Raw genomic sequence first — 26,754 nt, forward strand, 5'->3', positions numbered from 1 at the left:
TTGGGAGCCCGCCAATTTGTATTTATATAGTGAATATAATGGCTTGTGGTTTTTAGCTATGAAAGGTATTTTTAAAACATTAGTGGCATGTTCCCCTTGGGAGGGGGTAAAATATCAATATGTGGCGACGCATGAAACCTGAGATGCCAGCGGACGTACGGCTATCATTCTTACGTGCGCTTTATGGCAACCGTACAACGTTATGGTTTGGTGTGCTTGCGCATGTTGTGGCATGCGTTGTTCTCTATGCCAAAACTCAAAACGCACATTTTCTAGGATTTGCATGTGTTTTCATCGTTCTAATGTTAGGGCGATTTTACGACATGTGCTGTTTTGACCGAATAAAATATAGCGATCTTAGTCAAGCAGAATTGGATCGTTGGGAAGCGCGTTATCTGGTCGGGGCATCAGGTGTTTGCGCGACCCTTGGCATGATGTGCTTTTATTCAAGTTATATCTTGCGGGATTCTTTCGCCGAGCTGGTTAGCCTTACTGTTCTTTTGGCATCAGTTGTTTCAATCGTTGGTCGAAATTACGCTTCTGCTAAAGCCGTTTTTTTGATGTCAGCCTGTACGTTGGTTCCGGTGTTAGCCGGCCTTATACTTGCGGGCACGCCATTTCACATGGTGATTGGGCTTCTGCTCGTTCCTTATTTTCTTTCCAATATTCAAATGGCGAATGGCCTGCGCGAATTTCTTTTTGCAGCGGTCATGGGAGAGCGGCGGCTGTCCACCGTTGCCGCACGATTTGACGCAGCGCTCAATCATATGCCGCAAGGTCTACTTATGTTTGACGCTGAGCATCGAATTGCGGTCGTCAATAATCAGTTGAGAGTGTTGCTTAAAACTGATCGCGGAACACGGCTAAGAGGGCGTAAGCTTGATGTTTTGCTGCGATATTGTGTGAAAAGTGGGGTTTTCCCGCATAATGATCTGGCCAATATCAGTGCACGCATGCACGATCTCATCAATGGTAGCAAAAAGCGCGATATTTTTCAGCTCGCTAATGAGCGTTATATTGAATGTATCGGCAATATGACGTCCGATGCGGGCGCGGTGGTGATGTTTGAGGATGTCACCCAACGTGTCGAGGCGGAGGCGCGCATTCAGCAATTAGCGCGATATGACGGACTGACCGGGCTTCCGAACCGCAACTATTTTGAAGTGATGGTTCGTTCGATTCGTGCTCATCAACCGTCAAATACAATCGCCGCCCTCATCGTTATTGACATTAATCATTTCAAACATGTCAACGATACACTTGGGCATTATGCCGGAGACGCACTGTTACGGCTTTTTGCCGAACGGTTGAGTACGCTTGATCCGCAACGTTATGTTTCTTCACGCTTTGGTGGCGATGAATTTGTGGTGTTCGTTTTCAATCTTCTTAGTGTTGAAGAGGTGGCCGCTGTCGTTGAAAAAATTATAGCGGTGACGACCGGGCTTTATGAGCTCGATGGGGATCAGGTCCATATCGATATTAGCGCTGGCGTGGCTACGGCGGGTATAGACCAGTGCGATATCAGCGTTATGCATGTCAATGCAGATCTCGCGCTCTATCAAGCAAAGAGCGAACAGGGCACCCAATGGGCATTGTTTGCCAGCACGATGGAAACGATATATCGGAGCCGGCAGAAGCTAAAGGCGGACCTGCGCCAGGCAATCGACAGAAGTGAAATTAAGGTTGTCTATCAGCCGATTATGAGTGCCCAATCGTTGCGTGTAGTGGCTTACGAGGCTCTAGCTCGATGGGATCATGCAGAATTGGGATCGGTTTCTCCGACTGAATTCATTCCCTTGGCGGAAGAGATCGGCGTTATTTCGAGAATTACGCGCTTTGTATTGGAGCAGGCATGTAGCGACTGCAATAGCTGGGAAGATCGTGTTGGCGTGTCAGTTAATCTTTCGGCCATTGATCTGAAGAATCAAGATCTTGTAAACGACATCACCGGTGCATTGGAGAAGTCCGGCCTTCAACCCCGACGTTTGGAAGTTGAAGTGACGGAGAGCGCTATTATATCCGATCAATATCAGGCATCGCTCGTGCTTGAGCGTTTGAAAAGCGCAGGGATTAATATCGCGCTGGATGATTTTGGGACTGGCTATTCAAGCTTGAGCTATCTCAACAGTTTGCCCCTGACGAAAATCAAGATCGATCGTTCTTTTGTGCAGGATATTACCCAGGATCGAAGGTCACTTATGTTGCTTCGTGGCGTTACCCAGCTTTCGCATGAATTGGGGCTTGGCGTGACTGTTGAGGGGGTGGAGACAGAAGAGCAGCTAGCTTTGATTCGGGTTGCGGCGGGCGCGGATCTTGTTCAGGGTTTTCTGATGGGCAGGCCCATGCCAGCCGAAAATATCCGTTTAACGGGCATGCGACATTTGGCGCGGCAAGGCTAACACTGCGAGTCGCATAGTATTTCAAAAAAATCGACGTATGAAGAAAGCGAGTGCTAAAGGTCGCTCTTAAAAAGAGGCGTCTTTAATCCGGATGGTCGCGCAAACCGAGGCTTTTCGGATCACTTCGATAGATGGGTTAGAGCTTGAAACAGGGATAGGTTTTTGACGTATATACGACTAATTTGGGGAAGTCGCTTAAAAGCAAACTTAATATCTTTACAGGCTTATAAAGGCGCCTATCCTGCGCCAGGTTTTCAAGGTGCGGAATAAATATAAATGAGTGATGAAGCCGGCTCGAATGAGAGGCCACCGCTATCCAATTTTGCGCGGCAGCTCCTGCAATTTCTGGACCGGGTAGAATACCGACGTGTCGTCCATATGGAGGATTTGGAAACAATTGGTCGGTTGCGCTATCGCTCCTATCGTACGCGCAATGTGATGGATGAATCGGAAGTGCCGATGATTATCGACGATATTGATCGCGATAGTCACGCTTTTGTCTATGGGATCTACATTGATGGACAATTGGTAAGCACTTTGCGCATCCATTATATCACTCCCGATCACCGTCGAGGTACGAGCTATGCTTTGTTCCGTGATATTCTGGACCCGTTACTTAATAGTGGGATGAGTTTTATCGATCCTACGCGTTTTGCTGCCGACCCCGAGCTTCTGCGCGAATATCCTGCCACTCCCTATGTGACCCTGCGGATCGCAGCCATGGCATCGGAATATTTCGATGCTGATCAATGTCTGGCATCGGTGAAGCCTGAGCATATGGCTTTCTATAAGCGCATTTTCGGCACCAATATGGTGGCGGAAGCTCGAGAGCATGAAGGATATGGCATTAAGGTCGGTCTAGGTGCAGCGCCAATCCGCAGTATTCGAGACGCGGTTGCGATTCGTTTTCCGTTTTTCAAGTCTCAACCGCACGAGCGACGGGCGATGTTCAGCAATATGCGGCATGAAGCTCTGCCGCTAACGATCTTGCCCACAGCGAAATATACCGGGCTTGGCGCCTAGTGGAGCTTTAAAAGTCTCACTTATTTAGAGTTCCAAAAGAAGGATCCAAGGAAAGAGCAGATCACGGAGGGCACTTGATCAGAGATTGAACGTTGCAGCTCTTTTGTCTAAGTATAGAATAAAGATCAAAATGGGTGGAACTAAAAATGGCTGAACACACTAATACGGCTCCTGCTGAGCTGGGCGCTCCTATGGATTATCCGGAGCACGAGAAAACTTATTCTGGCTTCACGATTTTGGTGAAGTGGTCAACGATCACGCTCATTGCACTGCTTATTGCCATGGCGTTTGGATTTTTTGTTGGCGGATTTATTTCGGCAGCTATAGTTTTCGTGCTTGTATGTGTTGCTGCCTGGTTCATCCTTTAATCGGATAGAGCTCGTCTGCACGATTTGGGTGGATGTTTGGATGGTCATGCGGCCGAGCTGATGGCCGCCGCAACTGACTATTAATTCAGAATTTGCGACGGCTGATGTTGCATTCGTAATTGGTGCGAATGACGTAACCAATCCGGCGGCAAAGACCGATCCGCAATCTCCAATCTTTGGCATGCCCATCCTTGATGTTGATAGGGCGGGTACCGTTCTGTTCATCAAACGGGGAATGGGATCGGGCTATGCAGGTGTGGAAAATGAATTGTTTTTCCGCGACAATACGATGATGCTTTTTGCAGATGCTAAAAAGATGGTTGAGACTATCGTAAAAGCGCTGGATCATTAACAAAAGGCGGGTTCAACCCGCCTTTTATAACTGAATGCAATTATCCGTATATCATCTTATCCTGAAGCGCACGCAATTCAGCGATTTTTGAGCCGGGCTGCGGAGACGCATTAGCGTAGGTGATAAGCTCGCCTTTTTTAATAAAGGAAGTCACGGTGCCGTTTTGCAGAAGTCCGCACGGAATTGCTTTCGCCGCCCGCGCGTCCGTTACAGTCATAACCCATGAACGATAGCAATATTGACCGATTGCATCGAGGCGTTCCCCAGGGTGCAGATCTTTCTTCGCGACAGCGCAAACTTCAGCCACTGGCTTGGGGAGGGGCACCATATCGGTCTTTCCGTAAAGCGCTACACGCGCAACGGTAAGCGGCACTTCAAGCGAGGTGAGGTGATATGGGCGATGGAAAGTAAAATACGGGCCTTTACCGATTTTGAGATCTTCCAGCCGCTCATTGATACGGGGATGATCGACTTTCGCGACCACGAAAACGCCTGGCGATACGCCTTTACCGATGGAATAGTCGACCACGCCAGTTTTTGACAGCACGCCGCCATCCTCACGTGGCACGAGGATGCTGCTGAGTTCGTCAATGGTAGCCCGGGGGCCATGCATACCCGCAATATCAGGCACCAGCCCGGTTGCATTGGCGATCGCGGCCATTTCCACCATGGTTTTAGAGCCATCCACAAACTCGACCAGTAGGCGTACATTCATGTTTCGTCGATCGGCTTCTTCCTGATAATCATCAGGAATTGCATCAAAATTGAGCGGGTTGTTTTTGCCCTTACCGGCGGAGACCACCTCATAACCAAGAGCTGAGACAAACTCGATCAACTCCATGCAGGAAGAGGGTTCATCACCGGCACCAAGTGAATAAACCACGCCTTGTTTATCGGCCTGTGCTTTCAGATAGGGACCGATGGTTACATCTGCTTCGACATTCATCATCACGAGATGTTTGCCGTTCTCAATAGCCTTGATGCCGGTTTGTGCGCCCACTTCCGGGATTCCTGTGGCATCAATCACCACATCAATCAGTGGGTTTGACAGAATCAGATCATTATCACCAGTTACAGCAATTTTGCCGTTTTCAATGGCGCTGGTCATTGCGGATTCAGTGTTGGCTTCCTGAGCTCTGTCATCATTTCCATAAGCGGTGCGAACGGCGTTGAATGTATTTTGTAGCCGCAGGGCAGAGAGCGCGCCGACTTCGATGCCGGGCATGCGAGCAACCTGCGTGACGATATCTGTGCCCATTTCGCCAGAGCCAATAAGGCCAATTCGAATTGGTTTGCCGGTTTCTGCTCGTGCAGCTAGATCGCGAGCAAGGCCAACCAGGGCAACATTTGTGGTCATTGATATCTCCGCAAAAACCTTACGCCTATGAAGGCGATAATTTTGTCACGCTTTATCGATAATAGTGCGTTATGGACAAACAGTGTCTATATGAAGCCTTGTCGTCGTGCATCCCAAAACTGCGCGACAAAATATGCACCCTACCGGAGCTGTAATGTCCAATAATAATTCTTTCGATCTGATCATTTTCGATTGTGACGGCGTTCTTGTCGATAGTGAACCACTATCTTGCCGCGCTTTTGAAAAAGTTTATGCCAATCATGGTATTTTCTTGCCAGAAGGGCTGGTGGCGTCCGGTATCGGAATGAAACAGGCGGACATCATCCGCATGATCGAAGAAGCAACCGGACACAGTTTGCCCAAGGGTGCGGACGATGATTTCTGGCCTGAGACAAAAATTCTTTTTGCTGAGCATTTGCAGCCAGCGTTGGGGATTGCAGATTTTTTAAATGTGCTTACAGCAAAACGTTGCGTCGCATCGTCATCGCAACCGGAGCGTATTGCTTTTAGCCTAAAGAAAACCGGTATTGATCATCATTTTGGTGATGCGGTTTATTCTTCAAGCATGGTTAAACATGGCAAGCCTGCTCCAGATCTTTTTCTATTTGCAGCGGATAAAATGGGCGTCGACCCGGCGCGCTGTGTGGTGATTGAAGATTCGCCCTTTGGTGTGGAGGGTGCCGTAGCCGCTGGCATGACAGCATTTGGTTATACGGGCGGCGGCCATACCTACAAAGGCCATGCAGAGCGGCTGTTTTCAAAAGGCGCAGAGAAGGTATTTGCAAATTGGGACGATATTGCACGCGAAATTTTGGTAGCAGCATAGAGTGTAGTCTTGCCGTACCTCTAATATCATTTAGAGATAGCAGTATCAGTTCAGCAGAGAGTTTCAGAGTATGAAAGAAGCAATTACGCTTGACCAGTTGCGTGAAGCGATTGGTACGGAAGTCGGATGTTCTGAGTGGCGCGTGGTAACTCAGGCAATGATTAATCAGTTTGCCGATGCGACCGACGATCATCAATTTATTCATGTCGACCCGGAACGCGCCGCCAAAGAAACCCCTTTTGGCGGAACCATCGCCCATGGCTTCCTGACATTATCGTTGCTCTCTACGCTGGCTTTTGAAGCGCTGCCGATGCTCGAAGGTGCAACCATGGGTATTAATTATGGCTTCGACAAAGTGCGTTTCATGACGCCGGTAAAGTCAGGAGCTCGTGTGCGTGCACGCTTTAAACTCGCGGATGCTGACATTCGCCCGTCAGGCCGGGTGGTCAACCATTATGATGTAACGCTGGAGGTTGAAAATTCGCTCAAGCCAGCGCTGACAGCAACCTGGCTAACTATTGCTGTTGTGCAGCCGCCAGAAGCTTAAACTTTCATCCGCATTTAGGATTGAATGAGCCGTCCTTCTTCGTCAAGAGGGGCGGCTTTGTCCTTATAGGGACCCATCAATTCCCGAAAGAAAAACGGGCCATGTAAAAACATGCAGAAATCGTAGAAATTCTTTTTCTCTGCGCCGCGCAGGAAAAGCAAATGCATTAGGAAAAAATTTCCTTTTGAGCGTTTGTAGCGCCCCGCGCTATGAACATTTTTGAAGCGTATACGATTGATGAGAGGAGGGTTGTTCGTAGCTATTTTAAGATCTCTAGCGGGCTCTGAGCCGTAAAAATGGATTATGTCCGTGAGCACCTGAAATTCAGACCAGAACACCGGACTTTCATTTAAAACCACTCGGACATCTTCGCGCAGGCTCTGAGCACGCGGATGAAGCGCTATCATGAGCAGGCAAGAGCCAATTGCAAGCAAAGACACTGGTTGTTTTTGTAGAAGGTGAGGGTGTTCACGCTGGATATCGGCAAGCGCTTCAATTGCCGGCACTGTTCCCAGACTATGCCCAACTACAACCACTTCATCAGCATCGGTATTTTCGAGCTTATCCTTCAACGCTTGCGCAAATGCTTTGCGCCGTTGAAGCAATTTATCATTGCGTTGATAGATACGATCATAGGCTGCGGACCAATCATCAAGAAGATAGGACATGAAAATCTTGTCGCCCGGACGGCGAATAAGAAACATTGCCACTGCTGCTGCAAGAGAGGCTGACCAGAGCAGGTTCAACGAGGAAAAGCCCATTAGCTGTGGGGCCAGCGTTATCAGGCCAGCGATAAGGATGAGCAACAAAGACAGCAAGAACGGCCAAAGGAAAAATATCACAAAGCGCCAGCTTGTTATTAGATAGCGCCATAAGGTCCCTGTGAAGAGGATATTCATAAAGGAGCGGAAGCCTGTCAGCATACGCAAAGGCGTAGAACGGGCTGCATAATCATCAAATATGTCGGCAGTTCCGAATTGGCAAAATTCGGTTTCGCAACTCCAGCCATTTCCCTGTGTCGTGATTTTCATATGTCCACGATTATCGGCCTCATCTTGCATGGGCGGCAAACGGGTTTTAGCATTCCAGAGACGGTCGAAGTCTCGCAAAGCCTGTGCGTGGCGAATACGCACCGATTTGGGGTGCAGGCCTTCATAACCAGTGAACTGAATAACGAGTCGTTTTCGAGTGGGCATTTGAGATTAGAAGTCTAAACAGGGAAGGGCGGTGATCTTTTCCGAATTCTTTTTTCGGGAAGAATCTGGATCAGGATGGGCAAAATGTGGCTGGTGAATAGCCTATTTATCCGCCTTCAACCATCTTTAAAGGGCGATAAAATGATAATTTGGCTTCAATAATCCATAAAGTTACATCTTCTAGTGGACAGGGAAATGTCTATCTGATAATAGCCAGCACCAATTTGCAGCGTTGTGTTGCGAAGCTTGGGAGCCCCTGGGGTATCCAGTTGACTCTTTAAACTGGAAACCGTTAAGAGACCCCCGATCGCCTCAGGCTTAACTTAAATTCTAACCGATACGGGAATACACGTGCAGGTACTCGTCCGCGATAATAATGTTGATCAGGCTCTCCGCGCTCTCAAGAAAAAGATGCAGCGCGAAGGTATCTTCCGCGAAATGAAGATGCGTGGGCATTATGAAAAGCCTTCTGAAAAGCGGGCCCGTGAAAAGGCTGAGGCCGTGCGCCGCGCCCGTAAGCTGGCCCGTAAGCGTGCACAGCGCGAAGGCCTGCTCACCGGCGGTCGTACTGCAGCGGTACGTTAATAATTTGGCATTTATCGATGTCTTTTATTTGCCGGCGTGACCTCGGGCTGCGCCGGTTTCTGCTCGTGTTAAATTCGAGGCTTTATTTAATTAAGGGTATCTATTAAAGTTCAGCATTGAACAAGGATGCCAATAGGTTTCTAAGCTCGGAATGGCCTTTGTCAGAAAAGGCTAAGGGCCGTGCCGGACCGTGATCTGCCGACAGGGAATGGTTGGGCAGTCGTTGAGGGTTCCAGTCATAAAAGGAACGCAGTAATTGCCTATGCAGCTAAGAAAATCTTTCGCTTTACCAAAACCTGCTGAAATTCTGGCGGGAGGCAAGAGGCGACAAGGATTATTAGCTCTTTCAGCTGCGCTGATTATTGCGCTGGCGGGATGCCAGTCTTCCTCGATAAATACGGCTTTGAGCCCGGTTGACCGTGCACAGGGTTCAACTGAAAATATCAGCTCGTTGACCAGTGTGATCCAGAGCAATCCGAACGATCCTGAAGCCTATAATGTGCGCGGTTCGGCCTATGGAAAAGCTGGGCGTTATCGTGAAGCGCTTAAGGATTTTGACAAAGCAATCGCGCTTAATAGCGGCTATTATCAGGCCTATGCTAATCGTGCGCTCGTATATCGCTATATGGGGGACAATAGCAAAGCGGTGCAGGATTATAGCCGGGCAATCCAAATCAATCCGCAATATGATTCGGCCTATATTGGGCGCGGTAATGTTTACCGGCAGGCAGGTCAGTTAGATCAGGCTCTTAATGACTTTAATCAAGCAATTGCTCTGCAAACGACCGATGGGCGAGCATATCACAATCGTGGTCTGATCTATCAGATTAAAGGCCAACACAAACAGGCCATTGAGGATTTTTCAAAAGCGATTTCGCTGAATTCAACAGCTCCAGAGCCGTATAATGGCCGGGGGATTTCCTATGTTGCATTGGGCGATAACGATAACGCTTTTGACGATTTCAACACTGCCATTAATCTTGATAATAAACGGGCAGAAAGTTGGGCCAATCAGGCATTGGTCTATGAACAGCGTGGTGAGAAGGCTAAGGCGGCAAAATCCTATGCCCGCGCTCTCCAGCTTGATCCGAAATATCAGCCAGCCAGAGATGGAGTTGCGCGAACGCGTGCATAAAGGCTCTCATTGGGCCGGCCTCGCAGCGGTCCTTAGCGCGTGATCATAAGAGCCCCTTCTTTTCAAGAACTTCGACCGAATCGGTGGGTGTCCAGTGATCTGGCTCAGGGGGCGTAAGCGGGTTCAACCGTGAAAGCAGCTTGTGATGTCTTTCACGTTTATGCTCTCCGCATCAACGTGAACGGACGCCAATTTATTCAGCACGGCTTTCCTTTAGCAAAGAGCGAGATATATAATGGTTTATGTCGCTTTTTGATCATATTGGCTTTGCTACCAACGGTCTGCGTCGCAGTCTTTCTTTCTATGAAAGCTGTATGCCCAAGATCGGGCTCGCGATCATCGCGCCTTCCGATAAAGGTTTTTTCATCAGTGGTGGCGAAAAGGCTCCCGTGCCTTTTTTGTGGGTCCATCGAAAAATTTCAGGCACTGAAAAAGCTTCCGAAAAACCTTCAATGAGCCGTTTGCATTTGATGTTTACGGCCGATAGCCAGGAAGCTGTTAACGCTTTTCATCAGGCAGCCATTGAGGGCGGGGGCACCGAAAGCGGTGCGCCCGCATATCAGGGCGCAGAAGTGATGAAATATTATGCTGGCTTAGTTTTTGATCCCGATGGCAATATGCTTGAGGTCGGCTTTCGTCAAAAAAGACGCTGATTCTTTGTGGTCTAATCGGCTTTCTAGATTTATGCGCGCAGATTGCGCTTATCCAGTCGGCTGACGAGGCGATCCCCGATCCACTGAATGCCACAGACCATTATGATCAAGATTATGACCACAGCGATCATGACGTTTGTTTCAAAGCGCTGATAGCCATAGCGAATTGCCAGATCGCCGAGGCCGCCTGCGCCTATGGCTCCGGCCATGGCGGACGCGCCAACCAGCGTGATGACTGTCACAGTAAAGCCTGCAACAATGCCCGGAAGGGCTTCTGGCACCAGCACTTCGCGAATTATCGTCCAGCGGTTTGCACCCATTGATCGAGCTGCCTCAACTAGCCCGTGGTCAACTTCGCGCAATGAAACTTCAGCAATCCGCGCATAATACGGAATGGCAGCGATAGAAAGAGGTACAATTGATGCCCATGTGCCGATGGATGTTCCGACAATAAACCGGGTAACCGGGATCAGGGCTACAAGCAGGATAATGAACGGCACGGAGCGAAAGCCGTTGATCAGCGCTCCGAGAACGGTGTTGATTGTCAGATTTTGCGCAAGGCCGCCGCGTTCGGTAAGAATCATGATCAGCGCTAAAGGCAAGCCGACCACAAGCGAGATTAGGCTTGAAAATCCTGTCATGATGATGGTCTCCCAAAAGGAGCGCCAAAGCAGATCAAGCATCGCCTGAGACATAACCCAGTACCTCCGTGGCGTCCGAATGGGATCGGATATAATCTATTGCAACATCCAGCTTGGCAGTGTCGGTCGCAGGGAGCGCCAGAAATAGAGTGCCTACCGGCTCGCCCTGAATAGTGTCCATTCCACCGTGAATAAGTTGGATTTCGAGATCAGTAGCGGCTGTTATGTTATTGAAAAACGGGCTTTTGGCAGCTGGGCCGGAAAGTTTGATTTGAAGAATGGCTCGGTCACCCTTTTCCGCTTGCAGGCGTTCACGCCATGATAGGGGGAGCTCAGGCGTCAACACATTGAGCAGGCTTTTTGTGACAGGGGCTTGTGGATTGGCAAAAACCTTCCAGACCGGGCCTTCCTCAGCGATGGAGCCCTGATCCAACACGATCACCCGATCAGCAATACGGCGGATAACGTCCATTTCATGGGTGATGAGCAGGATGGTAAGACCTAATTTCGTGTTGATGTCTTTTAAAAGCGCAAGAATGGATTGTGTGGTTTCTGGGTCGAGTGCCGAAGTGGCCTCATCGGAAAGTAAAACCGCAGGCTCAGCCGCTAAAGCGCGTGCAATACCGACGCGTTGTTTTTGTCCACCAGAAAGCTGGGCCGGATAATGATTGGCTTTTTCCGAAAGACCAACGAGTTCGAGCAGTTCTGCCACTCGCTTGGTGCGAATTGTTTTAGATTGTCCGGCAATTTTTAGCGGCAAGGCAATATTTTGCGCTACGGTTTTTGCCGAAAGCAGGTTGAAATGTTGAAAAACCATGCCGATTCGGCGGCGTATGGGCCGAAGATGGTTTTCTGAAAGGCCGGTGATCTCTAAGCCCTCAATACGGATAGAGCCAGAGTCGGGCGTTTCCAAGCCATTAATACAACGAATAAGTGTAGATTTACCCGCGCCACTGCGACCGATAATGCCAAGAATTTCTCCCCGCTCTACAGAAAGAGAAATACCATTGACCGCTGCTGTTTCCCCAAACATTCGTCGCACATCTTGCATTTCGACGATAGGACCGAGAGGTGGTCTGGACGGTTGTCTGGTCACGATTTTTCTTCTGCTTTGAGTAAATTCTATGCAAGTCATACGCGATGACAAGCGGACAGGATGCTTTTGGGCAATTTTTATAGATCCGTCAACAAAAGCCGCGCCGGAAAAAACTTCCGGCGCGGCTTCTATAGTTAAACGAATTAGTTCCAGGCAGGAATGCCAGTTCCCTTATAGGCACGGTCAAGCTCTGCCTTGACGGCGTCGTTTTGGAACGAAGCTACAAGTTTTTTCACCCAATCTTCGTTGGCGTCTTCGGTGCGCACGGCAATGAAGTTATTGTAGGGGTTATTTTCGTTGGATTCCCAAGCAATAGCTTCCGATTTGTCGAGACCTGCCTTGGCGGCCCAGTCATTATTGACAATGGCAGCATCCAGATCATCGACTGAACGGCCCACGACACCGGCATCAAGCTCACGAATTTCAAGCTTTTTGGGGTTTTCGGTGATATGGATGGGCGTTGCGAGAATGCCAGCATCAGGGCTTAGCTTAATCAGACCCTTTTCCTCAAGCACACGTAGTGCCCGGCCTTCATTGGAAGGATCATTTGGAACGCCGATTACCGCGCCATCTTGAAGCTCTTCCAGGTTTTTGATTTTGCGAGAATAAATCCCGATTGGCCAAACAGCGGTATAACCGGCTACGCTGATGTCATAACCATGTTGTTTGATCTGTTCGTCGAGATAAGGTTTGTGCTGGAAGGCGTTAGCATCAATTTCTTTGCGCGCAAGCGCTTCATTTGGCTGATTATAATCGTTGAAGGTCACACGCTCAATGATGAGGCCATGTTTTTTGCCTTCTTCAGCAACAACTTTCCAGACATCTTCATCTTCGCCGCCCATAATTCCGACCTTAATGGTCTTTTCTTCCGCGTGGCCTGGCACGACGGCGAGGCCCATGCTCAGGGCGGCTGCTGTAAAGAGAAGTGCCTTGAGGCCTGCGCGACGGGTCAGCGCAAAACGAGAAAGAATTGACGACATTTCTGTTTCCTTGCTAAATTGAGTGCAGGTGGCCAGCTTAATGCTTGATCGGTGCAACGATCTTCCCCAGCCCCACCGTAAAGTTGATAATTCCCCTTTACGACGCAAGAAACAAGAAAAATTATTTCACGGTGGGCAAGTCAGATGGCGTAAATTGCTATCATCCTAATATTTAGGAGTGAAATGCTTTGCGCATATAATTCTAAATTTGCCCCGACGGGTTCCAGATCTAATTTTTAAAGCATTAAATTGTCCGCAAGAATCACGGAAGCATAGTAGGTTTCGGTCGGTTATCTGCTGATTTCAAATGCACGGAACCATCGGTCGGAAATTATATATTCTAGCGGTAAAAGGCAGGGGGGAACTCACCGCGTTCACTAAGCTTTTTTAGCTAAGGGGTGCGGCGGATATTGCAGATTTGCCGTCTCATAGACGAAATCGGATTAGTACATATATCCGTAGTAAACGAACATGCAGCTTGTCGCGAGCGCTATAAAACCAAAAGCAATTATAATTATATTGAGTGATCTCAAACTTGTCCCTCCGATAGGATGGACTGCTATTCGAATGATTGCCAAAAGTCTACTTAAAATTGTATTCAGCGTAAGATTTACACGTGGGGCTTCGGATGTCTATTCACACTCGATCTGCAAGCTGTGGTGTTGGGTGACGCCCCGTTGCGTCATAGTATTGTACAAAAAAACGCCCCGACGAGAATCGGGGCGCATGGAATTGTCCAAGAAAATAAAGTTAGCGTTGCTTCGCTAATCCCTGTTCGCGCATTTGACTGAGCGTCATTTTAGGCGAAAGAGCTTCGGGATCGATGCGGATTTCAATCAGAGCCGGCTTGCCTGAGCGTTCACATCGGTTGAAAGCTTCGTAAAAATCTTCAGTTTTCTCGACCGTTTCCCCGTGTAGGCCATATGCACGGGCAAGCGCTGCAAAATCGGGATTTGCAAGCCCGGTTCCCGAAACACGACCGGGATAGGTTCGCTCCTGATGCATGCGGATCGTGCCGTACATGCCGTTATTGACCACGATGAAAATTGCGTTGGCCCCATATTGGGCCGCTGTTGCAAGTTCCTGACCATTCATGAGGAAGCATCCGTCACCGGCAAAGGCAATCACGCTGCGCTCCGGTGAGGTCAGTTTTGCGGCAATTGCGGCAGGCACACCATAGCCCATTGAGCCATTGGTTGGCGCTAGTTGACTGCGATAGGTGCGATATTGATAGAAACGATGCGGCCATGCCGAATAATTTCCAGCGCCGTTGGTGATTATCGCGTCGGCTGGAAGATGGTCGCGCAACCATTGCATGATTGCCCCCATCTGTACATTGCCGGGAATGGTCGGTGTTTTGATATTGTCGCGATAATCAGCATTCGCGCTTTCTGCCCATTCTGTCCAGCTTGGATTGTCGATCGCCTCAAGCGATGCGGCCGCGCGTGTAAAGGCTGGCACGGTGGCATTGATCGGAAGATTGGCATGATAAACGCGTCCGAGCTCTTCAGCGCCGGGATGAATATGAATGAGTTTTTGCTTTGGGACGGGTATGTCAATCAGTTCATAGCTTTGGGTGGTCATTTCGCCAAGACGAGCGCCAACTACGACCAGTAGATCCGCATTTTTCACGCGCTTAATCAGATCAGGACTGATGGAAGTGCCCATTTCCCCGGCGTAAAGGCGATGGGTATTATCGAAAATATCCTGGCAGCGGAAAGATGCCGCGACGGGAAGCGACATATTTTCTGCAAATTTTTGCAGATGGCGTGTCGCCTCAGCGTCCCAGCCACCGCCTCCTACAATCATCAATGGACGTTCGGTCTGCGCGATAAGCTCGCGCATTTGCTGTAATTGTTCAGCGCCGGGGTAAATTTCTACCTGGCGGTAGGCTGGGGCATCGCTTACGGCAGCGTAATCTGTCAGCATATCCTCTGGCAGTGCTATGACCACAGGGCCAGGTCGGCCATTGACAGCGCGATGGAAAGCTTGGCTGATAAGCTCTGGAATGCGTTCTGCATCATCAATCTGCACCACCCATTTGGCCATCTGACCAAACATACGCCGGTAATCGAGTTCTTGGAACGCTTCCCGCTCCACTTGATCGCTTGCGACCTGACCGATGAAAAGCAGCATGGGAGTGGAATCTTGGAAAGCTGTGTGAACGCCCACCGATGCATTGGTGGCGCCGGGACCGCGTGTGACAAAACAAATACCCGGTTTTCCTGTTAGCTTTCCATAGGCGTCGGCCATATAGGCAGCGCCGCCTTCCTGTCGGCAGACAATCAGATCGATCTCTTCGCTTACGTCATGAAAGGCGTCGAGAGCTGCAAGATAGCTCTCGCCCGGTACGCAAAAAACACGATCGACACCATGGATGCGCAAGGCGTCCACCAATATTTGTCCTCCGGTGCGCATGTTTCGGCCTGTATTCATTTGTGCATTCCCTATTCTAGACAAAGTTCGCGCGGCGGGGCCGGGCTTAAATCAATGGATTGGGGGATAAAAAATATTTCCCTCGAGCCGGAAAATGACGCCATTGCATGCTAAGTGGGATAAAGGCGAAATATGCTATGCCGAGAATTGGCGGCAGATGTGATAGTGCGCTGCTTATGGCAGCGCTTCTCAGCTATTTCAGCGCTGCTGCAAGTCCTGTTTCTTGTGCTCATATTCCCCCCTTTAGAAAGTTCCAAGCGCGGTTGCCGTTCTCGCCGACTCGCCCGAAGCGGCGCGCAATTCTGCCGCTGCAGTTGCAGATTTGAGATTTCGACAACTGCTAATCGGTTTAAGGATCGCATTTGCGATCACGATTGGATCTTTTGCCTCCCACATGTGTTTACTCCTCCTCCAAGGAATAGTGATAACAGCATAGCGGGTGAAATGAATATAGCTTAAAGATAATGAGCAAAGCTGATGAACTCATGACGCGGGCGAATGGAGAGATTAGGATGCCCAAGACAGCGGGGATATGCCGGATCGGTATCGGAGGTTGGGCGTATAAGCCGTGGGATGAGAGCTTTTATCCTAAAAAATTACCTAAAAGCCGTCAGCTTGAATATGCCGCGAGTAAGCTCACTTCCATTGAAGTGAACAGCACCTATTATCGTTTACAAAAGCCTGAGACATTCGCACGATGGCGCGAGCAAACACCGGATGGTTTCGTTTTTTCTCTCAAAGCGCCGCGGTTTTCGACTAATCGGCGCATTTTGGCCGAGGCTGGTTCAAGTATAGAACGCTTCATCTTAAGCGGATTGTTGGAACTTAAGAACAAGCTCGGCGTGATCAATTGGCAATTTATGCCCACGAAACGATTTGACCCGGATGATTTTGAATCTTTCTTGAAGCTTTTGCCCAAAAGTTTTGACGGTCACGCCCTTCGCCACGCGGTAGAGGTGCGTCACGATAGTTTCTGTTCGCCAAACTTTATTGCGCTATTGCGGGAATATGAAGTGGCGGTCGTTATTGCGGCGGATAGTCAGCATCCGCAAATCGCTGACATAACAGCCCCATTTGTTTATCTGCGGATTATGGGGTCGGAAGAAAGTGAACCGCTTGGTTATTCCGATGAGGAACTGGATCATTTGGCGGCTTGTGCGAGGTCCATTGCCAATGGGCGAGAACCACACGGACTGAAGATGATTGCCCCGCCATTAGTCGAACAATCCGCACGTGACGTCTTTATTTATTTTATCAGCGGATATAAGGCGCACAATCCGCGCGCGGCTATGGCCTTGATCGATCGCTTAAAATAAGGCCATCTGACGATCTCATTAATTATTATCGTGATGCTGAGACCTGATGAGCCAAATTGATATTTCTGCACTAGAAGCTTTCGTTCGGTTAATTCCAAATAATTATAAGGGGCCAGGTGGGGCAGTTGCGGTCATAAAAGATGGCGAAGTGGTGCTTCGGCATGCATGGGGCTTTGCGGATCTGCAAGCCAGACTACCAATGACCGCTCAAACGCGGATGCCGATCTGCTCGATCAGCAAGCAATTTACTTGCGCTGTTTTGCTTGATGCTGTGGGTGAGCCTGAGATGCTCGACGATGCGCTGGCGGCATATTTATCCCGGTTTGTCGTTCCACGTCCAACAGTTCGTGATCTATGTAATAATCAATCGGGGCTTCGCGATTATTGGGCGTTGACCGTGCTTTGTGGGGCTGATCCGGAAGGGGTTTTTCTTCCTGAACAAGCTCAAAAACTGCTGAAAGGAATGCAAAGGACGCATTTTGCACCGGGAACCCATTATTCTTATTGCAATGGTAATTTCCGGATTTTGGCAGATCTGATTGAAGCGCATACGGGCCGTTCTCTCATTGAACTCCTGTCGGAACGGATTTTTGCGCCGGCTGGGATGAAAACGGCTGAACTTATTCCCGATACAGCTGCTTTTCGTGATTGCGTCGGCTATGAAGGCGATATAGAGCGTGGCTTTTTGCCTGCCACCAATCGCATCCATTGGATCGGTGATGCTGGAATATGCGCTTCGCTTGATGACATGATCGCTTGGGAGCAATTCATTGATGCCAATCGCAATGACCCAAATGGCATTTATCAACGTCTGAGCGCCCCACAAAACTTTCGCGATGGATCAGCTGCGCCCTATGGGTTCGGTTTAAAATTCGAGCAGATTAAAAATGTGCGCCTGACAGGCCATGGCGGCGCATTGCGGGGTTGGCGATGCCAACGCTGGCACAGTGCAGATCACCGCATCTCCACCATAGCGATGCTGAATTTCGAGGGCGGAGCTCATGATATCGCGATGAATTTGATGAAAATCGCACTCAGCATTGAAAGCGAAGTCACCAAACGAATAGATGTTTCGCCGGATTGGGCCGGCGCATGGCTGAATCAAGAAACGGGGCTGGTTCTTTCCTTGGATCTGGCGGGAGCAGGCATGCTGAGGGCCCGATTTGGTACCAGCCCGGAGCTTTTGGAAGTGGTTGCACCAGATATTGCTTGCTCATCGCTTACCCGAATAAGCAGAAGCGGAGACACTATCGTGTTGGAACGGGCCAGCGAAAATCTGCGATTGGAGATGCGACGGCTTCGCGGGCAAGCCCCGGATGATATTGAAGGCCGGTATCATTGCAATGAGCTTGAGGCAGATTTGCTGATTGTTTCGGAAGGTGGCGCTTTTTACGGGGGCTTTGAAGGTTTTTTGGGCAAAAGCGACATGTACCCGCTTTATAATATTGGCTCCGATGTATGGCTGTTGCCGGTTCAGCGTTCCATGGATGCTCCATCCCCGGGCGAGTGGAAGCTGGTTTTTCGTAGAAATGAGGCGGGCGAGATTGTGGGGCTTAAAGTCGGATGCTGGCTTGCGCGCAATCTAGAATATACGGCTTCGCTGAATTCTTAGAGCGTGTCTCTGATGCGCTCAGCACCTTGTCGGATCACAATTTCCATTGCAGCTCTTGCCTTGGCTGGGTCACGCGAGGCAATAGCGTGCGCAATTCGCAGATGCGTGGATGCAGCATCGGTGAGTGCTTGTTGCGAACTGGCGGGCGACGACAGGCGAAGCGAAATGGCGAGTGCTGCTTCAATTAAGCTGCTGATCGAGCGCATAAACGGATTGCCAGACATCCGCGCGACAGCCAGATGGAATTGAAGGTCAACCTTTGCAAAAGTTTCGGGCGAGTGGTCTTCATCGTCAAACTTTGCAGCAATAGCGTATAATTCAACAATCTCTTCGCTGCTGGCGCGCTCTGCTGCAGCCGCAGCAGCAGCGGGCTCAATCGCCAGACGCATTTCGGCGAGGTGCTGGATAAAAGTCTCGTCAAAGCCAGCCTCAAAGCGCCAGGCTAGCACGTCAGGATCAAAAAAATTCCAGTGCGAGCGTCCCAGAACACGCGTGCCGACTCTTGCTTTGGGCTCAATCAATCTTTTTGCAGCGAGAGTTTTCATCGCCTCGCGCAGCACCGTGCGGGAAACGCCATAACGGGCGGTCAGTTCCTGATCGCCGGGTAGAATAGAACCTTCTGGTATGGTTCCTGCAACGATCCCGCGGCCAAGATTATCAACGACGATAGCGTGGCTAGTATGTTTTCTGCGTCCGGCAATAGCTGTTTCGAGCAAGCCCATTGAATTTCCTTTCACAGCAGCCAGATTGCATTAGTATGACTTTAAAGCAAGGAAATTGAGCGTGTATCTCCCAAACACGTGCTTGACAAATATGGAGCATGGCTAATAGTCATACTATTAGCTTCTTTTAGTTGAACAGGTTCTTGTAGAACAGGTGAATTGTCGCCGGTGGCGGAATGGGAGGGTTTATGTTGCGTTTGGTACAGTTCCGCGATGCAAGCGGGGAAGCGCGTGTCGCTGCCAGTGATGATCAGGGCACAGCCAAATTAGTGCTGGGTGCGTCCTCCACTTATGAGCTTGCCGCTGCGGCAATCAATGCCGGAATAAGCCTTGCAGAACAGGTTGAACGTAACGGTAAAGGCGAGACTGTCGATCTGGATGAGGTCATCGCGTCTGGACGTGTGGGCCTTCCAATCAGCCACAGCGATCCTGCGCATGTGATTGTAGCTGGCACCGGTCTTACCCATCTTGGTTCGGCTGATGGGCGCGATAAGATGCATAAGGCTGCTCAGGCAGAAGAAAAGCCCACTGATTCTATGCGCATGTTCCTGATGGGGGTGGAAGGCGGCAAGCCAAAGCCCGGCCAGGTCGGGGTGCAGCCTGAATGGTTTTATAAAGGTGATGGTACCGCCCTTGTCGCAACGGGCGAAGAGCTCGTCTCACCCGCTTTTGCTGAGGATGGTGGTGAAGAGCCAGAGCTTGCTGGCATTTATATGATTGGGCCTGACGGCACGCCATTTCGTCTTGGCTTCTGCCTTGCGAATGAGTTTTCCGACCATGTTATTGAGAAGGAAAACTATCTGTGGCTGGCACATTCGAAACTGCGCCAGGCCTCGCTTGGCCCAGAGCTTTATGTCGGGGCGTTGCCTGATCATGTGGAAGGTGTTTCGCGTATCAGACGTGGGGATGAGGTGATCTTTGAAAAGCCTTTCCTTTCGGGTGAGGCGAATATGTCCCACACGATTGCAAATCTCGAGCATCATCATTTTAAATATGAGCTCTTCCGTCGTCCTGGCGATATTCACGTACATTTCTTTGGCACGGCGACACTTTCTTTCTCCGAAGGTATCAAGACGCAGAAGGGTGATCAGTTCGAGATTTCGGCTGCACCATTCCGCTATCCGCTTATCAACAGACTTGGAGAGGCACCGGCAAAGGAAGTTGCTGTACGTGCTTTATAAGTCAAACCAGGCATTAAAGCTTGAGCTTCATACCCAATAGGACACTGACATGAACAAGCCCGTCTCTCCAAAAAAGCCAACTCTTCGCTCCCGTGCGTGGTTCGATAATCCAGATAATATTGATATGACAGCGCTCTATCTTGAGCGCTACATGAATTACGGCCTCTCCCTGGAAGAGCTTCAGTCTGGACGCCCTATCATCGGGATTGCGCAGACCGGTTCAGACCTTTCGCCATGCAACCGCCATCATCTTGAATTGGCCAAACGGGTGCGCGAAGGCGTGCGTGAGGCGGGCGGTATTGTGATCGAGTTTCCGGTGCATCCTATTCAGGAAACCGGCAAGCGCCCGACTGCTGGGCTTGATCGTAACCTTGCTTATCTCGGCCTTGTTGAAGTGCTTTATGGGTATCCGCTTGATGGCGTTGTGCTCACAATTGGCTGCGATAAAACCACTCCGGCCTGCTTGATGGCTGCAGCTACCGTGAATATTCCGGCTATCGCGCTTTCAGTTGGGCCAATGCTTAACGGTTGGTTCCGTGGCGAGCGGACCGGGTCGGGCACTATTGTGTGGAAGGCTCGTGAGCTGCTGGCCAAGGGTGAGATTGATCACAAAGGTTTTGTGAAGCTTGTTGCATCATCTGCACCTTCAACCGGCTATTGCAATACGATGGGCACCGCGACGACCATGAATTCGCTGGCGGAAGCACTTGGCATGCAGCTACCAGGTTCTGCCGCGATCCCAGCGCCTTATCGTGACCGTCAGGAGATTGCTTATCTCTCAGGCCGCCGTATCGTCGAAATGGTGCATGAGGATCTCAAACCATCCGATATTTTGACCAAAGAAGCGTTCATTAATGCGATCCGCGTCAACTCAGCTATTGGTGGCTCGACAAATGCTCCGATCCACCTCAATGCGTTGGCACGTCATATGGGCGTCGATCTGACCGTCGATGACTGGCAGACATATGGTGAAGATATTCCGCTTCTCGTCAATTTGCAGCCGGCGGGTGAATATCTTGGTGAAGATTATTATCATGCCGGTGGTGTTCCTGCGGTCGTTAATCAGCTGATGGAGCAGGGGCTTATTAATGAGGACGCTCTGACCGTTAACGGTAAGACGATTGGCGAAAACTGCCGCGGTGCTGCCATCGAAGATGACAAGGTGATTAAGCCTTTCGATCAGCCGCTGAAAACCCATGCTGGTTTCCGCGTGCTGCGGGGCAATCTCTTCTCGTCTGCGATCATGAAGCTGAGCGTGATTTCGCAAGAATTCCGTGACCGTTATCTTTCGGACGAAAAAGACCCCAATGCTTTTGAGGGCAAGGCGGTCGTGTTCGACGGTCCGGAAGATTATCATCAGCGTATAGATGATCCGTCGCTTGAAATTGATGAGCATACGGTTCTGTTTATGCGCGGTGCGGGCCCGATCGGTTATCCGGGCGCTGCGGAAGTCGTTAATATGCGGGCGCCCGACTATCTTTTGAAAAAGGGTGTCGCGTCTCTGCCTTGCATTGGGGATGGGCGCCAATCCGGTACTTCCGGCTCGCCCTCAATCCTGAACGCTTCGCCGGAGGCGGCAGCGGGTGGCGGACTTGCCCTGTTAAAGACTGGCGATCGTGTTCGTATCGATATTGGTCGGGGTACCGCGGATATTCTGATTTCCGACGAGGAGCTGAATGAGCGTCGTGCAGCGCTTGAGGCTGCAGGCGGTTATAAATATCCGGAAAGCCAGACACCGTGGCAGGAAATTCAGCGTGCAGTTGTTGGGCAAATGGAAACCGGTGCCGTACTTGAAAATGCGATCAAATATCAGGACATCGCACATACTCGTGGATTGCCGCGCGACAATCACTAAAACGAGCGCTAAATATTAAACGAGATAAGCCCACCCTTTGCTTGAGCCGAAGGGTGGGTTTTTTGTATGCTAAGCGACCGGACTATTCGTTAGCCAGTTTGGCAATATCAGAACTCAGATAGCTGTGCGCCTTGCGTAATCAATGTAAATTTCTCGCAATCGCTTGGCGACCGGGCCTGCCGCCCCGTCGGCGATCAATCGATCGTCGATCTTTGTAACTGGGGTGACAAAGGAACTGGCACTGGTGATAAAAGCTTCTTTTGCGCAATAGGCTTCCTCCAATGTGAAGGCTCGCTCTTCCAGTTTCAGGCCGGATTCTGCAACCAACCGTAAAAGTGAATGACGAGTGCAGCCGGGTAAAATCAGATTGCTGTTGGGTCGGGTGATAATCACGTCGTCCTGGCTGACAATATAGGCCGTTGATGATGCGCCTTCGGTTACAAATCCGTCCTCTATCATCCACGCTTCTGCGCAGCCTGCATTTTTGGCAATTTCTTTTGCCATTGTTTGTGGCAGCAGGCAGACGGACTTGATATCTCGACGCTTCCAGCGCAAATCTTCAAGCGAGAGCACGCTTATACCGGTTTCAAATTCGGGCTTTTCTATTAGTTTTTTTGATTGTGTAAAAAGCACGATTGAGGGCCGTGTGTTTTTTAAAGAAACAAAATCGCGATCGCGGCAGTCCCCCCGCGTGATTTGAAGATAGATGAGACCCTCGTTCAGATTGTTGCGGCGAATAAGTTCCCGTTCAATCTCAACGATTTCATCTTCGCTCCAAGGCAGGGGAATGCCGATTTCAGCGGTCGAACGGCGTAACCGGGCCATATGTGCAGGGCTATCGATCAGCTTGCTGTCGAGAACGGCGGTTACTTCGTAGATTCCATCGCCAAAGAGAAAACCCCGATCAAAGATTGAAATACGAGCATCCCGGGCGGCAACATATTCGCCGTTTACATAAGTAATGCGATTTTCAATCTCGTTGACAGAAATAGTCATGGAATCGATCCCCGAAAACACGTTTGTGCAAGACTTATCGCTTCATCTTGCTGCCAGCAAGAGTTGATCAGAAACAGGGAGCGGGGAAGAAAACCGCCGCACGATCTCGTGCGGCGGCAAAATAGATGGAGATCAGGCTGCGCGTTTTAGAGCATCGCCCAGGATTGAGATGATTGTATCGATTTGCTCTTTTTCCACGATGAGTGGCGGGGAAAGGGCAATCACATCACCAGTTACGCGGATCAGCAAACCTTTTTGGAAACAATCAACAAAGACGTCATAAGCACGGGTGCCGGGAGCTCCGTCTCGCGGTGACAATTCGACCGCACCGACGAGCCCGAGATTGCGGATGTCGATGACATTTGGTGCGTCTTTAAGCGAGTGCAATGCTTCCTGCCAATGTTCAGCAAGGTCTGCGCCGCGCGTTAACAAATCTTCTTCGGCATAGATTTCAAGCGTTGCGAGACCAGCAGCGCAAGCGACCGGATGGCCTGAATAAGTATAGCCGTGGAAGAGTTCAATCGCGTTTTCTGGCCCAGTCATCAATCCGTCATGGACTTTGCGGCTTGAGAAGACCGCGCCCATGGGGATTGCTCCATTTGTTAGGCCCTTGGCAGCGGTGATGAGATCGGGGACAACACCGAAATAATCAACCGCAAAGGGCGTTCCAAGTCGGCCGAAGCCTGTGATGACTTCATCGAAAATCAACAAGATGCCGTATTTATCCGCGGTGGCGCGGAGACGCTCCAGATAGCCTTTTGGTGGCAGTATAACACCCGCCGAGCCAGACATTGGCTCAACAATGACGGCAGCGATTTTTTCGGCGCCATGTAGTTGAACCAGCCGTTCCAGATCATCAGCTAGCTCGACACCATGTTCAGGTAGACCTTTGGAGAAGGCATTGCGCTCAATGTCGAGCGTATGACGCAGGTGATCAGCCGGGATCTGCGGGAAAACACGACGGTTATTGACGAGGCCGCCCACGGAAATGCCGCCGAAGCCCACGCCATGATAGCCTTTTTCCCGACCCAGCACCATTGTTCGGGTGCCTTGACCGATAGCGCGTTGGTAGGCGATGGCGATTTTTAGTGCTGTGTCGACCGATTCAGAGCCTGAATTTGTGAAAAAGACACGGTCGAGTTTGTTGTCAGGTCCACCGGGGGCAATCGCAGCGAGCTTTTCAGCGAAATCGAACGCAACATTATGGCCCATTTGGAATGTTGGCGCGAAATCCAGCGTTGAGATTTGGCGTTCGACAGCTTCGGTAATGCGCTTGCGGCCATGACCTGCATTGCAGCACCAAAGTCCAGCAGTTCCATCAAGAACCTGTTTGCCGTCAACATCGGTGTAATACATGCCGGATGCGCTGGCGAGCATGCGCGGGGCGGCCTTGAACTGGCGGTTGGCCGTGAACGGCATCCAGAAATTTTCAAGACTAGGGGCATTGGTTCTGGTCAGCATTTGGTCCTCCTCTATTAAGCTTAACAGGCCATGCTTTGTTGAAAGCAACAAGTCCTTTTCTTGTCTGCGCTAACTGATTGAAATTATAAGGCGTAATTCAAAAAATTATGCTATATCGAACATCTTCAACAGGGAGGATGTTTTCCATGAATGTTGATATCGGCGGACGGCTTCGTTATGTGCGATTGCGGCAGAACTTGTCGCAGCGTGAATTGGCTAAGCGAGCCGGGGTAACAAATTCCACCATATCGCTGATTGAAGCCAATCAGTCCAATCCATCCGTGGGAGCATTAAAGCGCATTCTCGACGGAATTCCTATTGGTATGGCTGAATTCTTTGCGCTTGAACCCGATGCGCCGCATAAAGTCTTTTATCAGGCGGAAGATCTGGTCGAAATCGGCAGGGGGCCAATTTCATATAGGCAGGTGGGCGACCATCTGTTTGCCCGCTCGCTGCAAATCTTGAAAGAACGGTATGAACCCGGCTCTGACACCGGCAAAGTGATGCTGATGCATGAGGGAGAGGAGGGGGGAATCGTCATCTCGGGACGTATCGAGGTGACGGTAGGGTCTGATCGGCGAATTCTTGGCCCTGGCGATGCCTATTATTTTTCAAGCAAACTTCCCCATCGCTTCAGATGTGTGGGGCCAGAAGCTTGTGAAGTGGTCAGCGCCTGCACGCCGCCGAGCTTCTAATATATTTCTAGAATCAAAAGCCTGAATCGCTTTGTTATCAATGCGATTCAGGCTTTGTGCGTTTTGTCTTATTTGTAGCGCGAAATGCTTAGATCATCGGCCCGAATATCGGGCTGATTGCCGGAAATCAGATCAGCCAGAAGCTTTCCAGAGCCACAAGCCATGGTCCAGCCAAGCGTTCCGTGACCTGCATTGAGGAAAACATTATCGTAACGGGTTGCACCGATGATTGGTGTTGAATCCGGCGTCATCGGACGTAAGCCCGACCAAAAGCTTGCCGCCTTCAAATCACCGCCCGGAAACAGATCGCTGACCGAAAGATCAAGGGTCGCACGACGGGCCGCGGGTAGATCGCTGGTGAAGCCCGAAACTTCTGCCATGCCGCCAACACGGATGCGATCACCGAGCCGGGTAATCGCAATCTTATAGGTTTCATCCATGACCGTTGAGACGGGAGCGCGTGTGTCATCGATGATCGGGGCTGTGAGCGAATATCCTTTTACCGGGAAGATCGGTGCGTTCAGACCGAGCGATTTTACCAGTGCGGGCGTATAGCTGCCCAGTGCAACGATATAACGATCAGAGCTGATAATGCCTTCTGATGTTTCCACGCCGGAAACTTTTCCGCCTGACATCAATAGGGATTTAATATCGACGCCGAAGCGGTATTTTACGCCGAGCCCTTCGGTGATTTTTGCTAATTCATTGGTAAATTTGAAGCAATCCCCGGTTTCATCATTGGGAAGACGCAAGCCGCCAACAAATTTTTCCCGCACGCGAGCAAGTGCAGGCTCAACATTGATACAGCCTTCGGGGTCAAGCACTTCGAATGGTACACCATCTTGTCGAAGAACCTCGACATCTTTACCGATAGCATCGAGCTGATATTGGTGGCGGAAGAGTTGCAAAGTGCCCTGAGAGCGGTGATCATATTCGATGCCAGTTTCCGCCCGCAAAGCGATCAAACAATCGCGGCTATATTCGGAAATGCGCACCATACGGCTTTTATTGACCTTGTAACGAGCCTCTGTGCAATTGGCGAGCATCTGCAGCAGCCATTTATATTGCAGTGGGTCAGTTGTTAGCCGTAATACGAGAGGAGCATGCTTTTGTAAAAGCCATTTTGCTGCTTTTAAAGGAATGCCGGGCGCTGCCCATGGCGAAGCATAACCCGGTGAAATCTGTCCGGCATTTGCAAAGCTGGTTTCAAGGCCGGGGCCGCTTTCACGGTCGATAACAGTGACTTCGTGCCCCTGTTTTGCCAGATAATATGCGGTCGTTACGCCAATCACGCCGCTACCCAATACGGTAATTTGCATCTT

The 26,754-nt window shown here is 50.2% G+C and carries 24 protein-coding genes and 1 pseudogene; 14 read left to right on the forward strand and 11 right to left on the reverse strand.

Annotation, left to right across the window (positions count from 1 at the left end; translation table 11 throughout):
* Nucleotides 1-119 precede the first annotated feature (119 nt).
* From C7374_RS10095 to C7374_RS10110, 4 genes and pseudogenes are all read left to right on the forward strand, one after another.
* The gene (locus C7374_RS10095) at nt 120-2,399 is read left to right on the forward strand and encodes a putative bifunctional diguanylate cyclase/phosphodiesterase (protein ID WP_111575502.1); all 2,280 of its coding nucleotides are present in this window, start codon (nt 120-122) and stop codon (nt 2,397-2,399) included.
* A gap of 276 nt (nt 2,400-2,675) precedes the next feature.
* Nucleotides 2,676-3,422 (forward strand): N-acyl amino acid synthase FeeM domain-containing protein, encoded by a 747-nt coding sequence (locus C7374_RS10100; RefSeq protein ID WP_111575503.1) that lies wholly within the window; start codon nt 2,676-2,678, stop codon nt 3,420-3,422.
* 146 nt (nt 3,423-3,568) lie between these two features.
* Nucleotides 3,569-3,790 (forward strand): aa3-type cytochrome c oxidase subunit IV, encoded by a 222-nt coding sequence (locus C7374_RS10105; protein ID WP_111575504.1) that lies wholly within the window; start codon nt 3,569-3,571, stop codon nt 3,788-3,790.
* Nucleotides 3,791-3,869: 79 nt separating this feature from the next.
* Nucleotides 3,870-4,142 (forward strand): annotated as a pseudogene (locus C7374_RS10110) (NAD(P)(+) transhydrogenase (Re/Si-specific) subunit beta); the annotation flags it as partial.
* Nucleotides 4,143-4,182: 40 nt separating this feature from the next.
* Here the strand turns inward: C7374_RS10110 and C7374_RS10115 are convergent.
* Nucleotides 4,183-5,499: a 1-deoxy-D-ribulose 5-phosphate reductoisomerase gene (locus C7374_RS10115; protein WP_111575505.1), complete on the reverse strand. Its 1,317-nt coding sequence runs from the start codon at nt 5,497-5,499 to the stop codon at nt 4,183-4,185.
* 154 nt (nt 5,500-5,653) lie between these two features.
* Here C7374_RS10115 and C7374_RS10120 point away from each other — a divergent pair, with 154 nt between their 5' ends.
* A complete protein-coding gene (locus C7374_RS10120) occupies nt 5,654-6,325 on the forward strand; it encodes an HAD family hydrolase (protein WP_111575506.1) in 672 nt (223 codons plus the stop codon).
* Nucleotides 6,326-6,395: 70 nt separating this feature from the next.
* Nucleotides 6,396-6,872 carry a MaoC family dehydratase gene (locus C7374_RS10125; protein WP_111575507.1) on the forward strand — a complete coding sequence of 159 codons (477 nt, stop codon included), beginning with the start codon at nt 6,396-6,398 and terminating at the stop codon, nt 6,870-6,872.
* Between the two features lie 14 nt (nt 6,873-6,886).
* On the opposite strand, the gene C7374_RS10130 is transcribed toward C7374_RS10125, so the two are convergent.
* Entirely contained in the window at nt 6,887-8,068 is a 1,182-nt protein-coding gene (locus C7374_RS10130) for an alpha/beta hydrolase (RefSeq protein ID WP_111575508.1), read from the reverse strand.
* 351 nt (nt 8,069-8,419) lie between these two features.
* On the opposite strand from C7374_RS10130, the gene rpsU reads away from it, so the two are divergent.
* The 3 genes from rpsU to C7374_RS10145 all read left to right on the forward strand — a co-directional run bounded on the left by rpsU (nt 8,420) and on the right by C7374_RS10145 (nt 10,441).
* A complete protein-coding gene (rpsU, locus tag C7374_RS10135) occupies nt 8,420-8,653 on the forward strand; it encodes a 30S ribosomal protein S21 (RefSeq protein ID WP_111575509.1) in 234 nt (77 codons plus the stop codon).
* Between the two features lie 262 nt (nt 8,654-8,915).
* Nucleotides 8,916-9,788 carry a tetratricopeptide repeat protein gene (locus C7374_RS10140; RefSeq protein WP_111575510.1) on the forward strand — a complete coding sequence of 291 codons (873 nt, stop codon included), beginning with the start codon at nt 8,916-8,918 and terminating at the stop codon, nt 9,786-9,788.
* A 242-nt stretch (nt 9,789-10,030) separates the two neighbouring features.
* Nucleotides 10,031-10,441, forward strand: coding sequence for a VOC family protein (locus C7374_RS10145; protein WP_111575511.1), 411 nt, complete (start codon nt 10,031-10,033; stop codon nt 10,439-10,441).
* 29 nt (nt 10,442-10,470) lie between these two features.
* On the opposite strand, the gene C7374_RS10150 is transcribed toward C7374_RS10145, so the two are convergent.
* The 5 genes from C7374_RS10150 to C7374_RS15965 form a co-directional block, all read right to left on the reverse strand.
* Nucleotides 10,471-11,136, reverse strand: coding sequence for a methionine ABC transporter permease (locus C7374_RS10150; protein ID WP_111575512.1), 666 nt, complete (start codon nt 11,134-11,136; stop codon nt 10,471-10,473).
* The gene (locus C7374_RS10155; RefSeq protein WP_245412626.1) at nt 11,117-12,133 is read right to left on the reverse strand and encodes a methionine ABC transporter ATP-binding protein; all 1,017 of its coding nucleotides are present in this window, start codon (nt 12,131-12,133) and stop codon (nt 11,117-11,119) included. Before C7374_RS10155 ends, C7374_RS10150 begins: the two co-directional genes overlap by 20 nt.
* A 188-nt stretch (nt 12,134-12,321) precedes the next feature.
* Nucleotides 12,322-13,158 (reverse strand): MetQ/NlpA family ABC transporter substrate-binding protein, encoded by an 837-nt coding sequence (locus tag C7374_RS10160; RefSeq protein WP_111575514.1) that lies wholly within the window; start codon nt 13,156-13,158, stop codon nt 12,322-12,324.
* A gap of 750 nt (nt 13,159-13,908) precedes the next feature.
* A complete protein-coding gene (locus tag C7374_RS10165; protein WP_111575515.1) occupies nt 13,909-15,594 on the reverse strand; it encodes a thiamine pyrophosphate-binding protein in 1,686 nt (561 codons plus the stop codon).
* A gap of 243 nt (nt 15,595-15,837) precedes the next feature.
* The gene (locus C7374_RS15965; protein ID WP_158527828.1) at nt 15,838-15,990 is read right to left on the reverse strand and encodes a hypothetical protein; all 153 of its coding nucleotides are present in this window, start codon (nt 15,988-15,990) and stop codon (nt 15,838-15,840) included.
* Nucleotides 15,991-16,106: 116 nt separating this feature from the next.
* Here C7374_RS15965 and C7374_RS10170 point away from each other — a divergent pair, with 116 nt between their 5' ends.
* Both C7374_RS10170 and C7374_RS10175 read left to right on the forward strand, forming a co-directional pair.
* Complete coding sequence (locus C7374_RS10170) at nt 16,107-16,910, forward strand: DUF72 domain-containing protein (protein ID WP_111575516.1); 804 nt, start codon at nt 16,107-16,109, stop codon at nt 16,908-16,910.
* 46 nt (nt 16,911-16,956) lie between these two features.
* Nucleotides 16,957-18,522, forward strand: a complete 1,566-nt coding sequence (locus tag C7374_RS10175) for a D-aminopeptidase (protein ID WP_111575517.1) — start codon at nt 16,957-16,959, stop codon at nt 18,520-18,522.
* On the opposite strand, the gene C7374_RS10180 is transcribed toward C7374_RS10175, so the two are convergent.
* Nucleotides 18,519-19,244: a FadR/GntR family transcriptional regulator gene (locus tag C7374_RS10180; protein WP_111575518.1), complete on the reverse strand. Its 726-nt coding sequence runs from the start codon at nt 19,242-19,244 to the stop codon at nt 18,519-18,521. The genes C7374_RS10175 and C7374_RS10180 overlap by 4 nt on opposite strands.
* 188 nt (nt 19,245-19,432) lie before the next feature.
* On the opposite strand from C7374_RS10180, the gene araD1 reads away from it, so the two are divergent.
* A complete protein-coding gene (araD1, locus tag C7374_RS10185; protein ID WP_111575519.1) occupies nt 19,433-20,425 on the forward strand; it encodes an AraD1 family protein in 993 nt (330 codons plus the stop codon).
* Between the two features lie 49 nt (nt 20,426-20,474).
* Nucleotides 20,475-22,280 carry an IlvD/Edd family dehydratase gene (locus tag C7374_RS10190; RefSeq protein WP_111575520.1) on the forward strand — a complete coding sequence of 602 codons (1,806 nt, stop codon included), beginning with the start codon at nt 20,475-20,477 and terminating at the stop codon, nt 22,278-22,280.
* A 114-nt stretch (nt 22,281-22,394) separates the two neighbouring features.
* Here the strand turns inward: C7374_RS10190 and C7374_RS10195 are convergent, their stop codons facing one another.
* Nucleotides 22,395-23,276 carry a D-amino-acid transaminase gene (locus C7374_RS10195; RefSeq protein WP_111575521.1) on the reverse strand — a complete coding sequence of 294 codons (882 nt, stop codon included), beginning with the start codon at nt 23,274-23,276 and terminating at the stop codon, nt 22,395-22,397.
* Between the two features lie 132 nt (nt 23,277-23,408).
* Nucleotides 23,409-24,737, reverse strand: coding sequence for an omega-aminotransferase AptA (gene aptA, locus C7374_RS10200; RefSeq protein ID WP_111575522.1), 1,329 nt, complete (start codon nt 24,735-24,737; stop codon nt 23,409-23,411).
* A gap of 146 nt (nt 24,738-24,883) precedes the next feature.
* On the opposite strand from aptA, the gene C7374_RS10205 reads away from it, so the two are divergent.
* Nucleotides 24,884-25,432: a cupin domain-containing protein gene (locus C7374_RS10205; protein ID WP_111575523.1), complete on the forward strand. Its 549-nt coding sequence runs from the start codon at nt 24,884-24,886 to the stop codon at nt 25,430-25,432.
* Between the two features lie 68 nt (nt 25,433-25,500).
* Here C7374_RS10205 and C7374_RS10210 read toward each other — a convergent pair whose 3' ends face one another.
* Nucleotides 25,501-26,751 carry a D-amino acid dehydrogenase gene (locus tag C7374_RS10210; RefSeq protein ID WP_111575524.1) on the reverse strand — a complete coding sequence of 417 codons (1,251 nt, stop codon included), beginning with the start codon at nt 26,749-26,751 and terminating at the stop codon, nt 25,501-25,503.
* Nucleotides 26,752-26,754: the final 3 nt, after the last annotated feature.

The organism is Falsochrobactrum ovis (assembly GCF_003259955.1).
Classification (GTDB): domain Bacteria; phylum Pseudomonadota; class Alphaproteobacteria; order Rhizobiales; family Rhizobiaceae; genus Brucella; species Brucella ovis_A.

Coding starts and splice junctions, on each gene's coding strand:
- C7374_RS10095 (WP_111575502.1), top strand. CDS start 120: ATGTGGCGACGCATGAAACCTGAGATGCCAGCGGACGTACGGCTATCA.
- C7374_RS10100 (WP_111575503.1), top strand. CDS start 2,676: ATGAGTGATGAAGCCGGCTCGAATGAGAGGCCACCGCTATCCAATTTT.
- C7374_RS10105 (WP_111575504.1), top strand. CDS start 3,569: ATGGCTGAACACACTAATACGGCTCCTGCTGAGCTGGGCGCTCCTATG.
- C7374_RS10115 (WP_111575505.1), bottom strand. CDS start 5,499: ATGACCACAAATGTTGCCCTGGTTGGCCTTGCTCGCGATCTAGCTGCA.
- C7374_RS10120 (WP_111575506.1), top strand. CDS start 5,654: ATGTCCAATAATAATTCTTTCGATCTGATCATTTTCGATTGTGACGGC.
- C7374_RS10125 (WP_111575507.1), top strand. CDS start 6,396: ATGAAAGAAGCAATTACGCTTGACCAGTTGCGTGAAGCGATTGGTACG.
- C7374_RS10130 (WP_111575508.1), bottom strand. CDS start 8,068: ATGCCCACTCGAAAACGACTCGTTATTCAGTTCACTGGTTATGAAGGC.
- C7374_RS10140 (WP_111575510.1), top strand. CDS start 8,916: ATGCAGCTAAGAAAATCTTTCGCTTTACCAAAACCTGCTGAAATTCTG.
- C7374_RS10145 (WP_111575511.1), top strand. CDS start 10,031: ATGTCGCTTTTTGATCATATTGGCTTTGCTACCAACGGTCTGCGTCGC.
- C7374_RS10150 (WP_111575512.1), bottom strand. CDS start 11,136: ATGTCTCAGGCGATGCTTGATCTGCTTTGGCGCTCCTTTTGGGAGACC.
- C7374_RS10155 (WP_245412626.1), bottom strand. CDS start 12,133: ATGCAAGATGTGCGACGAATGTTTGGGGAAACAGCAGCGGTCAATGGT.
- C7374_RS10160 (WP_111575514.1), bottom strand. CDS start 13,158: ATGTCGTCAATTCTTTCTCGTTTTGCGCTGACCCGTCGCGCAGGCCTC.
- C7374_RS10165 (WP_111575515.1), bottom strand. CDS start 15,594: ATGAATACAGGCCGAAACATGCGCACCGGAGGACAAATATTGGTGGAC.
- C7374_RS15965 (WP_158527828.1), bottom strand. CDS start 15,990: ATGTGGGAGGCAAAAGATCCAATCGTGATCGCAAATGCGATCCTTAAA.
- C7374_RS10170 (WP_111575516.1), top strand. CDS start 16,107: ATGCCCAAGACAGCGGGGATATGCCGGATCGGTATCGGAGGTTGGGCG.
- C7374_RS10175 (WP_111575517.1), top strand. CDS start 16,957: ATGAGCCAAATTGATATTTCTGCACTAGAAGCTTTCGTTCGGTTAATT.
- C7374_RS10180 (WP_111575518.1), bottom strand. CDS start 19,244: ATGGGCTTGCTCGAAACAGCTATTGCCGGACGCAGAAAACATACTAGC.
- araD1 (WP_111575519.1), top strand. CDS start 19,433: ATGTTGCGTTTGGTACAGTTCCGCGATGCAAGCGGGGAAGCGCGTGTC.
- C7374_RS10190 (WP_111575520.1), top strand. CDS start 20,475: ATGAACAAGCCCGTCTCTCCAAAAAAGCCAACTCTTCGCTCCCGTGCG.
- C7374_RS10195 (WP_111575521.1), bottom strand. CDS start 23,276: ATGACTATTTCTGTCAACGAGATTGAAAATCGCATTACTTATGTAAAC.
- aptA (WP_111575522.1), bottom strand. CDS start 24,737: ATGCTGACCAGAACCAATGCCCCTAGTCTTGAAAATTTCTGGATGCCG.
- C7374_RS10205 (WP_111575523.1), top strand. CDS start 24,884: ATGAATGTTGATATCGGCGGACGGCTTCGTTATGTGCGATTGCGGCAG.
- C7374_RS10210 (WP_111575524.1), bottom strand. CDS start 26,751: ATGCAAATTACCGTATTGGGTAGCGGCGTGATTGGCGTAACGACCGCA.